Below are 12538 nucleotides of genomic sequence, written 5' to 3' on the forward strand. Positions count from 1 at the left end.
GTTATCCTTTAAAGAAGAAAATTCGAATGAAAAGGTGTGCTTTAATTGAGGATCAATAAATATATTAGTGAATCAGGAATCACCTCGAGACGAGGCGCTGATAAATGGATAGCAGAGGGCCGTGTAACGATAAACGGAGCTGTAGCCGAGCTTGGCAGTCAAGCCCAACCGGGCGATGATGTTCGTGTAGATGGCAAACCGATAAAAGTGGAACAGCAAAATGTCTATATCGCCTTGAATAAACCGATCGGGATTACTAGTACGACGGAAAAGCATATCAAAGGAAACATTGTTGATTTTGTCAATCATCCGCTCCGCATTTTTCATATTGGCCGGCTCGATAAAGACTCAAGCGGACTGATCCTGCTTACTAATGACGGCGATATCGTAAATGAAATCCTTCGAGCAGAAAACAAACATGAAAAAGAATATATCGTAACCGTCGATAAGCCGCTTACCGCTTCTTTCATTAAGGAGATGTCATCCGGAGTAGAGATTTTGGATACAAAAACACTTCCATGTAAAGTAGAACAATTGAACAAATATACCTTTAACATTACTTTGATGCAAGGACTGAACAGACAAATCCGCCGCATGTGTTCAGCGTTAGGTTATGAAGTTCGTGATTTGCACCGAATCCGGATCATGAACATCCATCTAGACGGACTTGCGCTCGGACAATGGCGTGATTTGACGGAGGATGAACTGAAGGAACTGTTCACCGAACTCGATTATACACCTAGGCAAAGATGAAACCCGAAGATGCCCCCTATTTAGGGGCATTTTTTAGTTGTTTAAAAGGATTACTCATAAATAAAGGAAGTTTTCATATGTAATTCATGCTTGACTGACGAGCTTGGAGCACTTTTTCAACAGTTTGATGCTTGTTTTCGAGGAGTAGGAGGGTTTTCTCGCCAGTTTGGCTGCTTTACTCGCCAATTCAGCGATTTTACTCGCCAATTCAGCGATTTTACTCGCCAATTCAGCGATTTACTCGCGAGTTCAGCGGTTTACTCGCCAATTCAGCGATTTTACTCGCCAATTCAGCGATTTTACTCGCCAATTCAGCGGTTTACTCGCCAATTCAGCGATTTTACTCGCCAATTCAGCGATTTTACTCGCCAATTCAGCGATTTTACTCGCGAGTTCAGCAATTTACTCGTCAGTTTGGACTTAGCGCGGATGTCTTACTATTTCTCTTCAGTCATAATAAAAAGCAACCTGCTTAAGGCTGCTTAATATCGTTTGTTCATACCCACCATAAATCTGTAGGGCTTTCGTTGATGAGGACCGTTTTTAAATTGGTTACTGCTCTCTGGAACCCTTCTTCGACTGACATTAACGGATCTTCGTGCTCGATGCTGACGACGTAATCGTATCCGTATGTACGGAGGGCGCTCATGATATCGGACCATTCCTGCAGGCTGTGTCCGCACCCTACCGAGCGGAAGTTCCAGGCACGGCTTTGGACATTCCCGTATGGCTGCATGTCGGTTAATCCATACATATTGATGTTATCCTGATCCAAGTATGTGTCTTTGGCATGGAAGTGGTAAATTGCTCCCGCTTTGCCAAGAATCTTGATGGCGCCAACCGGCTCGATGCCCTGCCACCAAAGATGGCTTGGGTCAAGGTTTGCACCGATTGCCTCAGATGTGGCTTCGCGCAATTTTAACAGTGTATGGGGTGTGTGAACGAGAAATCCACCATGCAGCTCAAGACCGATCTTTATATGATGTTCATCGGCTATGGCCGCAACTTTTTTCCAATAAGGAATTAATTTTTCTTCCCACTGCCACTTCAGCACTTCTGAATATTCATTAGGCCAAGGTGCAACAGGCCAATTTGGATGTTTTGCCCCTTCGTGATCACCGGCTGTACCTGAAAAGGTATTGACGACAGGGACATTGAGCAGGGATGCGAGCTTAATTGTTTTGATCAGTGTTTCGTCACTTTCTTTGGCGAATGCCTCATCCGGTGAGATTGGATTGCCGTGACAGCTGAACGCACTGATCGACAATCCTCTTGACTGAATGGATTCCAAGTATTTTTGACGCTTTTCTTCACTTTCCAGAAGTTCATCGAGGGGACAGTGGACATTGCCTGGATACCCGCCTGTACCGATTTCGACTGTTTTTAACCCGGAATCTGCTACATAATCAAGCATATCCTCGAATGATTTTTGAGCAAATAATACTGTAAAGATTCCTAATTTCACAAGCCCCACCTCACCTTTTATTTAATTAATGCTCATGACCTTCCCACTTGCTGAGCTTTGATAAATGGCTTCAATTATTTTCGAAACTTTCATGGCCTCTTCCGGTTTTACCAACGGTTCCACAAGCCCCAAGCAGCTATTGATAAAGTTTTCCGCCTGTTGCAAGTCCGGTGTATCCTCCCCTGGCATCCACACGGCTTCACTGTTCAAAAGCATGCCGTGCTTTGCCTGGTTCAGGACTAATGGGAAAACATCCAGTCCGCCCTGGGTTCCGGACAAGCTCAAAACCGTTGCTTCCTCACGAATATTCGCGGCCCATGAGGTTTCGAACAATAAAGATGCGCCATTGGAAAATTTGATATAAGCCGTGGCATGGTCATCCACTTCAAAGACCGAGGCATCGAAATTCCCCCAAAGATTGACCTGGTCGACTCCCTTACTGACATAATTATATGTCGAGCCTACAATTTCAATCGGTTCCGGGTCATCCATCAACCATAAAGCCAAATCAAGCAAATGGCAGCCGTAATCGATCACGCTTCCTCCGCCTTGCAATTCCTTGCTGGTGAAGACGCCCCAGCCAGGGACTTTGCGCCGCCTGATTGCCTGTACACGCGCAACATAGGGCTCACCGATTTCACCTGCCTGGATCATTTTCTTGGCGGCCTGCGCTTCCTTCATGAAACGGTAATGATAAGCGGTTGACAGCACTTTACCCGATAGATTGGCGGCCTCGGTTATTGCCTTGCACTCCTCGGTCGTAATCGCCATCGGCTTTTCGCAGAGAACATGTACGCCTGCTTGCAGGGCAGCAATCGAAATCTCCGCATGAAATTTGTTTGGCGTCGCGATCGTGACGCAATCCACCTCAGCAAACATGTCTGCGTAGTTGGTGAAAACCTTCTCGATATGAAATTCCCTCGCCACATCTCTTGCCTTTGACTCGTCTATATCATGAATGGCGTACAATACTACCTTGTCTTGAAATTTTTGAAAAGCTGGGATATGCCTTTTTTGGGCAATTCCGCCAGCACCGATAATACCCATTTTCAATTTGTACATGATGATCGTTAACCCCTTTATAAGCGGATGATTTTGCGGGTCGCATTTGATTCCATCGCGCCAAGAATGACTTTTAAAGATTTTAATCCTTCCACTCCTGAGACTAGGGGCTCCTCATTGTCCGCCACGCATTTAACGAAATGGCTGATCACTTCCGAGTCATGCTGCCCTTCGGAGTCATTCGTCTGGATGCTCCCTAATTTGACGTTATCCGTCTTTCCATTATCATGATGGATGATCAGTGAGTATGTCGGATCGTCTTCCAGGCGCAACACGGCTTTCTCCGCATATATGACCGTCGCATTGTCTTCCTTCGCATACGACCAGCTCGCGGTAAGGGTACCAATGATACCGCTCGCCGTCCTGAGAATACAGGCCGCACTGTCATCGACGTCTGTATTTTTCTTGGCTGTCGTTTCTACAAACGCCCCCACCTCAACAAATTCTTCTCCAAGGATATACCTTAATAAATCAGCTTTGTGAACACCTAAATCACCCATCGCACCAATGACAGCCTGATCTTTTTTAAAAAACCAGCTTTCACGCCCGTCCACGCTCCATGTTTCTGGCCCGGAATGTCCAAACGACGTCCTGAAGCTATAAACCTTCCCAATCTCACCGCTCTCAATGAGCTGTTTTGCTCTTTGATGCGAGGGAACGAATCGCTGATTATGGCCGATCATTAAGATTTTTCCGCTTTTCGCTGCAGCTTCATTCATTTTTTCCGCGTCATCTAAAGAAGTGGCCATCGGTTTTTCACAAAGGACATGCTTGCCTGCTTCCAGTGCCGCAATGGTAATGCGTGCATGCAGGTAGTTCGGTGTACATACACTGACCGCGTCAATTTCCTCATTCTTCAAAAGTTCTATATAATCAGTATATGCTCGCGCGCCATACCTTTGTGCTGCTGCATTCGCCCTGTCTGGCACGATATCGCAAACCGCGATGATCTCTGTTTGCGGATGTGCTTCATACTCAGGAAAATGCCGATTTTTTGCAATGCTTCCGCATCCGATGACTCCTACCTTCACTTTGACCATTTATGCTCTCTCCTTCACTTCAGCTCTTTGTCTGAGATGGTTTCCAACGGTTCTGACCTTCCATAATTGGTCACCATGCCAAACTCCGGCTTGACCCATTTGACGGCATTCTTGATGACCCGCTGTATCTGCGGATTATGGTAAGTCGGATATGATTCATGACCTGGACGGAAGTAAAAAATCCTTCCTTTTCCCCTTTGATACGTGCAGCCGCTCCGGAATATCTCCCCGCCTTCAAACCAACTGACGAATATCAATTGGTCCGGAGCCGGAATATCGAAGTGCTCCCCGTACATCTCTTCCTTTTCAAGTTCAATATATTCCCCGATTCCTTCAACGATGGGGTGGCTGGGATCCATTACCCATAGCCTTTCCTTCTCATCGGCGACACGCCATTTCAAATCGCAAGTCGTGCCCATCAATTTTTTGAAGATTTTCGAAAAATGACCGGAATGGAGAACGATGAGGCCCATTCCCTCGAGTACCCGGTTGTGGACCCTTGCTGCGATTTCATCCCGCACTTCATCATGTGCAACATGCCCCCACCAAAGAAGCACATCGGTTTGTTTCAGTACTTCTTCCGTCAGCCCATGCTCCGCTTCATCAAGAGTGGCGGTCCTTACTTCAATCTGTTCACTTTGTAAAAAATCAGCAATCAGACCATGGATTCCTTCGGGATATATTTCTGCGACTTCAGGCTTGGATTTTTCGTGGCGAAACTCATTCCATACAAGGACCCTCATGAACAATCTCCTCCCTCTGAATTCGACACCTTCTTCGTTTGTTTAATTAATACCTCATTATCGGTAACGCAAACGTTTGCGTTCCAATTGATTGAAGCTCATTCCAATATTCGAACATCCTTATTTAAACGAAATAGTATGAATTATTAAAAATGATTGTGATAATCTTTATTGTAAATTTAAGTGAATAAAAATCAAGCTTTAATTGGGAAAACATTTCTACATTTTTCTTTTAATTTCCTTTTTGACTGCAAAATGTGACTCACGCTTAATGATTCTGGTAGGAATCCTTATGTTTTTTTCCATCATTTCCGGATTTGAAATCAAATCGAATACACATTTGGCCGCCTCATACCCCAGCTGATACGTATGGATATCAACCGTTGTCAGCGGTGTACTTAAGAACTCGATGAATTCGGAATGATTGAAACAGACGACACTGACCTGTTGGGGCACTTTCACATTCCTTTCAGCCAGCACTCCGAGCAAAAGAACCGCCAACAAAAGATCCGTAACCAAAAAAGCGGTCGGTGTTTCTTTTAATTCCAGTAAATCGTCAATTGCCTTAATTCCATCGTTCCGATTCAAAGGAATGAGTTTAATGTATTCCCGAGGTACAGCCAATCCTGCCTGCTCCACCGCCTGCTGGAACCCCATCAAGCGGTCGGAAATCACCTCAAACTCCGGGCTGCCTCCTAAAAAGGCAATCCGCTCATGTCCAAGATCGATGACAAACTCCGTTACCTCCATTGCTGCTTGAACATTATCATTATCTATGAAGGTGATGCCGCTCATGTTCGTACTTGGCTTCCCTATCAATACAAACGGAAAGCCCTGCTTTAGCAAATACGGTACAACCCTGTCATCCTTCTTCGAGTATAAGACAATCATGCCATCCACTCTTCTGCCTTGTACCATCTTCACGACATCCTCGAAGATGGCATCCTCCGTTTCACCCGTTGTCAAAGAAAGACTGAAGCCCTCTTTATTGCAGAAGTCCCCGATTCCGCGAATCACCTCTGGAAAAAAGGGATTATAAAGTGATTCCTTAGCTGAGCTTTTCATGACGATGCCGATGGCCTTGGTCGACTTCGTGACCAAATTCCTGGCGTTTTCGTTCATATGATAGCCCATTTCCTTTAATACCCTGCGTACTTTTCGCTTTGTCTTCTCACTGATTGCCGGGCTGTTATGGATTACACGCGATACCGTAGATGGAGCGACATTCGCTTTTTTGGCGACGTCCTTTATTGTTACAGACATCTTCATCAACACTCCCCGTCCACCGCATATGGTTTAATATTCCCTATATTTAAATAGTTATTTAACGGCTCCATCTGCAATCCCTTTAATGATTTGCCTCTGAGCAAAGAAGTACGCAATGATGACTGGGATGATCGATAAAGTTAATCCAGCCAAGGCGAGATGCCATTGCTTCGTGTATTGCCCGAAGAAGAAAAACAATTTTAACGGAATGGTCTCAGAGCCCGCGCCGCCTATAACTAGGGATGGCAGCAAGTAGTCATTCCATATCCAAATGACATTCAGGATTCCAACGGTAATGGACATCGGCTTCAAGAGTGGAAAAATGATATGCCAGAATATTTGAAAACGGTTAGCTCCATCTATTTTTGCCGCTTCATCCAACGAGACTGGAATCCCCTTCAAGGTGCCATGATAGAGGAAAATGGAGAGGCTGCAGCCAAATCCCAAATACATGAAAATCAATCCCGCCTTATTGAGCATCCCAAACTGACCGAATTGGGCAACTAGCGGTATCATTACGGATTGAAAAGGGATCAGCATCGCTGCTACAAACACGAAGAAAAGCAAGGAGCTTATTTTACTTTTGTTTCGCGAGAGTGCATAAGCTGCCATCGCCGAAAAGATGATGATGATGACCACGCTCACACCCGATATCAATAAAGAATTGAATAATGTCCGGAGAAAATCCAGCTGCTCGAAGGCTTGAACGAAATTTTCGAATGTCCATGCCGACGGCAGGCCAAGTGTATCGGCAAAAATATCACGCTTCATTTTAAATGCATTGACAATCATTAAATAAAACGGAGAGAGCCATAAAATCGCTAAAATGAAGCCAATGAAGCCAAGCAGCCACAATTTCCATTTTTCCCTCATCACAGCTCTACCTCCCTTTTCTTGTTGATATACACTTGTGTCAATGATACGACCGCCACGATCACGAAAAAGATAACCGCTTTTGCCTGTGCATAGGCCATGTCATTTTCCGTGAAGGCCGATTTCACGATATTCATCGCGACCATTTCCGTTGAATTATAAGGAGCACCGTTCGTCAAAGAAAGATTTTGATCATAAATCTTGAACGAATGGGACAGCGTCAAAAACAGGCTGACGGTAAATGCCGGTGCCACAAGCGGAAAGGTAATATGGCGGAAGCGCTGGAAGGTGTTGGCACCATCGATTTTTGCCGCCTCGATCAAGTCTTCAGGAACGGCCTGCAGATAGGCGATATAGATGATCATGATATATCCGGCCATTTGCCAGGAAGTCAATATGATCAAGCCCCAAAACCCGGTGTCAGTCGTTGACAGCCAGCCATTGAATGCTTCTATGCCTGTTAGATCACCGATTGCCCCAAAGACTTTTATGAATATGAACTGCCAGATAAACCCGAGGATCAAGCCGCCGATTAAATTGGGCATAAAGAAAACGGTCCGCAGGATGTTGCTTGATTTGATTTTCGAAGTCACAATAAGGGCCAAACTTAAGCCAATGATATTGATGACCACGATTGCGGCTACGGAAAATTTAATGGTGAACCAGAAAGTATCCAGAAACCCTTTATCGGTGAACAAATCAAGATAATTCTTGAGTCCGATGAAGTCCGGGGTTCCAAGTCCGTTCCAATTCGTAAAAGAATAATAAAAACCGTAGATAAGCGGCACGATCACCACCAATATGAGTGCAGCAAGAACAGGTGTCAAAAACAGCCAATATGCGGCATCCCGATTTCTCAACGGAACCGACCTCCTTAAGAAGAAATAATGTAGGGTAGTATTGTTTATTCAGCGATATGCTGCAATCCAATCAGGAACAACCAATCGACATGCTTTCATGCCGATTGGTCATTTTCAAGCCATTATTTACTGCGGATCTTTTCCCAATTTTCAATGTTCTGTTTAACGAATTCCTCCCATGTCAGCTTTCCGGTTACGTATTTTTGGACGCTGGCACCAAGTTCATCATTCCAGCCGACAGGATATCCGTTAAACACCCAGCCCGTCGTATTTCCTGCTTGGGAATATTTATAGATTTCCTTCGAAATTGGATCGGCTATCTTTTCTACATCATATCCTTCATAAGCAGGAATGAATTTGAAGTCTTCCAAGACGGCTTTTTTCCCTTCGTCGGATGTATACATCCAATCAAGGAACTTCTTCGCTTCCTTCTGTACCTTTTCATCGGATTTCTTGTTCACTGCCCAATAGTTCGGGACGCCGACCGGCATGCCCGTAGCTTTTTCCCCATTAGGGATCGGGATGATGCCAATACCTTTTTCCGCTAGTTCTGGATCCATGTCGTACACGGTGTTATACACCCAGTTTCCTTGCTGAATGATTGCAACCTTTTCCAACGAGAACAATTCCTCCACTTGTTGGGAATAATCAAGACTTGCTGTCGGCTGGACGGAATATTTATTTTGGATATCAACCAGTTGCTTGAACTTATCACCGTCCGTGAATTTAACCGTTGGGGACTTGCTTGCTTCCAAAACATTCCCGTCGAACTCCGGAGCTAAAAACACATTGGATAAGTGATTGCCTGTCACCCACTTCTCCTTGACCGGATAGGCAAAAACCGCATCAAGTTTCAATTGATCCTTCTTTGAATCGATTTTCTTGACCGCTGCCTCGAGCGCTGAATAGCTTGTGATTTCTTCTGGGTTGATTCCTGCTTCTTTAAAGATACGCTTGTTATAAATCAAGCCGTACCCTTCTTGGTTGAATGGAAGTCCCAGAACTTGCCCGTCCTCTTTCACACCATCCAAAGTGCCATCGAGGGCAGCTGCTGCCGCTTTCGTATCCTTTAAATCTAACAATCTATCTCTATATTGTTCGACATCCACCGGTCCGCCAATGTTAAAAACGGCTGGTTCTTCGCCTGAAGCGAATTTTGCCGTAATGGCTGATTTATAATCATTTCCGCCGCCGACTGTCGATATTTTGATTTTCACACCAGGGTTTTCTTTTTCATACTGCTTGGCCAAAGCCTCAAACTGCGATTTGAATTCTACCTTGAATTGAAATATATCGAGCGTCACTTTATCCTTAGAGCCGCCGTCCCCGCCCGTGGAAGAAGAACATCCAGCCAGAATCACACTAAATATCAATAAAATAGAAAAGATTCCCCCGTACCATTTTTTACGCTTCATGCCTAAAGACTCCCCCTTATTCATAAAATTCATGCAATTTAAAGAAAACGTTTGCATAAAAAAAGAAAATAAAAATCTTTTAATCTATCATATTTACAGACTATCCTGACTCTATACCATCACCTCCTCAAACGGTTCTATTGCAAACGTTTACATTTATGCGCTTTATATTACCACCAAATCCCATACTTTACAATAAATTTGTAGAGTTTTGCAAAAAAAGGATTCAAGAAAACTATTTACCTTAATTATATGATTCGGAAGTCGGCAATTATGCCTATATGCGATCACTAAATTAATCATCCGAACTAATTATTACAAAAAAAGGAAACCAATGGTCCCCCTTCTCTCATTTCAATATCAACTTCACATTGGAAGATCCATATTCATCTTTCAATTCATAATATTTATCGCTCGCTTGTCCAAATTCTTCAAACACGCCGCTGATGATCAATTCATTCGTTTCCTTATCTACTACACTATACTTGATCGTGCTTTTCCCAAATTTCCTGTCATCCACTTTCAAAAGAATCATCTTGAACACCTCCATTGTTAATGGCTGCACCCCTCAGGATGTAAAACTTCTGAATTCATGATATAACAAATAATTATGAATATATAGATTATTCAACAAAAAATTTTATGACACATTCAGACAAAATCTGAGGCAATCTCCCTTTAACCGCCCTCGGAAATATAAAAATGGTTTCGGAATGGAACCATTCCAAAACCATTTTGTCTGCCAGTTAAATGCAATCCATTAAGATTTCGATATATCGAGGAACCCTTCACCAAATACGTCACGGACGTCATGAATGGCGATGAATGCATTGCTATCGGTTGCCTTGACGATCCTTTTTAATTTAAGGACCTCTTGCTTGCTGATCACGATATACAAAATATCCTTGGAAGCTTTCGTGTAATATCCATGGCCGCTAAAAACGGTTACCCCTCTGTCCATCAATACGGTTACTTGACTTGCAATCTGGTCCGCTTCATTTGAAATAATCGTAATCGCTTTTTTCGGATTCAAGCCCTCAATAATGAATTCCATCGTTTTCGTTCCAATATAAAGCATTAGGATTGTAAGCATAAGACCCTCTGCGCCAATGATGAAATAAGATGAGAACGCAACGATTAAATCGAAAAACAGAAGGCCATAGCTTAAACTCCATCCCAAATACTTATTCGTAATTCTGGCTAGGATCGTAGTACCGGCCGTTGTGCCGCCCACCCGAATGATCATTCCGATTCCTGCTCCGGCAAACACGCCGCCAAATATCGCATTGATGACAATTTCATCGGAAGATATATTCCAATTCTCCGTTAAATGAAGGAAAAGCGAGTTGAATGCAACAGCAACAATCGTGTAGATCGTGGTGATTTTGGACAAATATTTATACCCGACAATGAGCAGGAAAGCGTTGATAATCAAGCTTAAAAGCCCCGGCGACCATTCAAAAAGATAAAATAAAATGATCGTTATCCCCGTGACTCCCCCTTCCCCTAGTTCATTGGGAATAACGAAAAGGTTTATTGCCAGGGCGAATATAAAAGCCCCTATTACTATAAAGAGAACATCTGAAGAAATCTTTTTCATGGTTAATACCTTCCTTTAAGTATGGTTAATGTGAAAAGATCGCTTAATTTCACTGCTCTATAGTAACATGGAAAGCCACTTATTCCTTCAAAGATTTTTTCTTTTGTCCCCTCTCCGATTGTCTCCTTTTTGAAACATGCAAAAGGAGGCTGTGCTATTCCTCTTCTAACCGGAATAAAGCAGCCGCTTTTTTTTACCTTGTGGCAATTTCACGCTTTTTCTATCAAACCAATTCACTGATCAAGTGCATGGACATTAATTTATTGCCCAAAAAGGGTTTTAAATATTCTGAATATAAACTATAATTGATTTATTTTAAAACATCTAGGAGGTCATTATGGGTTTAGTAGAGAAAGTCAGCGCATTTGCTGGGAAAACATTCACCTTATGGGTCATGATATTTGCAGTCCTAGCATATTTCATGCCTAATCACTTTATATGGATCGGAGCGTACATCGTTCCTTTATTGGGCATAGTCATGTTTGGCATGGGTCTTACACTGTCCGCCGCTGATTTCAAAGAAGTTTTCCGGCGACCGAAAGAGGTAGCCCTCGGTGTGGCAGGACACTTCATCATTATGCCGTTATTGGCATTTGCTTTGGCAATCCTGTTCGACTTGCCGAAGGAAGTGGCGGTCGGGGTCATTTTGGTCGGTTGCTGCCCTAGCGGGACAGCTTCAAATGTCATGGTGTTCCTTGCGCGGGGGAATGTTGCGCTTGCGGTTGCCATCGCTTCCGTATCCACCATTTTAGCGCCCATCATCACCCCGCTTCTCATCCTGCTGTTGGCAAGCAAATGGGTCAATATCAGCATTGGATCGTTATTCATTTCCATCATTCAAGTCGTGATCATCCCGCTCCTGCTTGGATTCATCGTCAAGAAGTTTTTCGGTAAACAGGCAGAGGCCGGCGCAAAGGCTTTGCCCCTCGTATCGGTCATTGCGATCGTCCTGATCGTTTCTGCCGTCGTCGCAGGCAGTCAAGATCAGCTGGCTAAAACCGGGTTGATGATTTTCGCGGTCGTCGTGCTTCATAATGTTCTTGGTTTTATTCTTGGCTTTTTCTTTGCCCGGCTATGCGGGATGGATTTGGCAAAACAGAAGGCCGTTGCCATGGAGGTCGGGATGCAGAATTCCGGTCTGGGAGTAGCAATAGCCACCGCCCATTTCTCGCCTTTGGCTGCTGTACCCAGTGCCATCTTCAGTGTTTGGCATAATATATCCGGATCCATATTGGCCTATATTTTCAGCCGCATGAAAGAGAGAAAAATGAAGGCGGATGTTAAGAACGATTCGATTAAAACAAGCATATAAAAGAGGAGGCCGATTGATATAATCGGCTTTTTTTTGTTGGTGTATTTTCTTCTAAACCATTACTGAAAAATGAACTATTGCCTTGTTGTGGGTATTTTTCGAGCTACCTGCTATACTACTAAATAAAAGTAAGACATAAAACACTCTGA

13 protein-coding genes are annotated in these 12538 nt (G+C 43.8%); 3 read left to right on the plus strand and 10 right to left on the minus strand.

Going from position 1 to position 12538, the window contains the following annotated elements:
- Positions 1 to 45: 45 nt before the first annotated feature.
- Positions 46 to 753, plus strand: coding sequence for a 23S rRNA pseudouridine(2604) synthase RluF (gene rluF, locus QNI08_RS17155; protein ID WP_285768618.1), 708 nt, complete (start codon positions 46 to 48; stop codon positions 751 to 753).
- A 166-nt stretch (positions 754 to 919) separates the two neighbouring features.
- Positions 920 to 1177: a hypothetical protein gene (locus QNI08_RS17160; protein ID WP_285768619.1), complete on the plus strand. Its 258-nt coding sequence runs from the start codon at positions 920 to 922 to the stop codon at positions 1175 to 1177.
- A 72-nt stretch (positions 1178 to 1249) separates the two neighbouring features.
- Here the strand turns inward: QNI08_RS17160 and QNI08_RS17165 are convergent, their stop codons facing one another.
- The 10 genes from QNI08_RS17165 to QNI08_RS17210 form a co-directional block, all read right to left on the minus strand.
- Complete coding sequence (locus QNI08_RS17165; protein ID WP_285768620.1) at positions 1250 to 2218, minus strand: sugar phosphate isomerase/epimerase family protein; 969 nt, start codon at positions 2216 to 2218, stop codon at positions 1250 to 1252.
- Positions 2219 to 2239: 21 nt separating this feature from the next.
- On the minus strand, positions 2240 to 3280 hold the full coding sequence (locus tag QNI08_RS17170; RefSeq protein ID WP_285768621.1) for a Gfo/Idh/MocA family protein: 1041 nt from the start codon (positions 3278 to 3280) through the stop codon (positions 2240 to 2242).
- Positions 3281 to 3297: 17 nt separating this feature from the next.
- Positions 3298 to 4320 carry a Gfo/Idh/MocA family protein gene (locus QNI08_RS17175; RefSeq protein WP_285768622.1) on the minus strand — a complete coding sequence of 341 codons (1023 nt, stop codon included), beginning with the start codon at positions 4318 to 4320 and terminating at the stop codon, positions 3298 to 3300.
- A gap of 14 nt (positions 4321 to 4334) precedes the next feature.
- On the minus strand, positions 4335 to 5063 hold the full coding sequence (locus QNI08_RS17180) for a ThuA domain-containing protein (protein ID WP_285768623.1): 729 nt from the start codon (positions 5061 to 5063) through the stop codon (positions 4335 to 4337).
- A gap of 219 nt (positions 5064 to 5282) precedes the next feature.
- Positions 5283 to 6326: a LacI family DNA-binding transcriptional regulator gene (locus QNI08_RS17185; protein ID WP_285768624.1), complete on the minus strand. Its 1044-nt coding sequence runs from the start codon at positions 6324 to 6326 to the stop codon at positions 5283 to 5285.
- 57 nt (positions 6327 to 6383) lie between these two features.
- Positions 6384 to 7202, minus strand: a complete 819-nt coding sequence (locus QNI08_RS17190) for a carbohydrate ABC transporter permease (protein WP_285768692.1) — start codon at positions 7200 to 7202, stop codon at positions 6384 to 6386.
- Complete coding sequence (locus QNI08_RS17195) at positions 7202 to 8062, minus strand: carbohydrate ABC transporter permease (protein WP_285768625.1); 861 nt, start codon at positions 8060 to 8062, stop codon at positions 7202 to 7204. Before QNI08_RS17195 ends, QNI08_RS17190 begins: the two co-directional genes overlap by 1 nt.
- Before the next feature lie 122 nt (positions 8063 to 8184).
- Entirely contained in the window at positions 8185 to 9477 is a 1293-nt protein-coding gene (locus tag QNI08_RS17200; RefSeq protein ID WP_285768626.1) for an ABC transporter substrate-binding protein, read from the minus strand.
- 349 nt (positions 9478 to 9826) lie between these two features.
- A complete protein-coding gene (locus QNI08_RS17205; RefSeq protein WP_285768627.1) occupies positions 9827 to 10012 on the minus strand; it encodes a hypothetical protein in 186 nt (61 codons plus the stop codon).
- Between the two features lie 225 nt (positions 10013 to 10237).
- Positions 10238 to 11077 (minus strand): YitT family protein, encoded by an 840-nt coding sequence (locus tag QNI08_RS17210; protein ID WP_285768628.1) that lies wholly within the window; start codon positions 11075 to 11077, stop codon positions 10238 to 10240.
- Positions 11078 to 11414: 337 nt separating this feature from the next.
- Between QNI08_RS17210 and QNI08_RS17215 the strand changes: the two genes are divergently transcribed.
- Complete coding sequence (locus QNI08_RS17215; RefSeq protein ID WP_285768629.1) at positions 11415 to 12389, plus strand: bile acid:sodium symporter family protein; 975 nt, start codon at positions 11415 to 11417, stop codon at positions 12387 to 12389.
- The last annotated feature ends 149 nt before the right edge of the window (positions 12390 to 12538 follow it).

Source organism: Peribacillus folii (assembly GCF_030271255.1).
Lineage (GTDB): Bacteria > Bacillota > Bacilli > Bacillales > DSM-1321 > Peribacillus.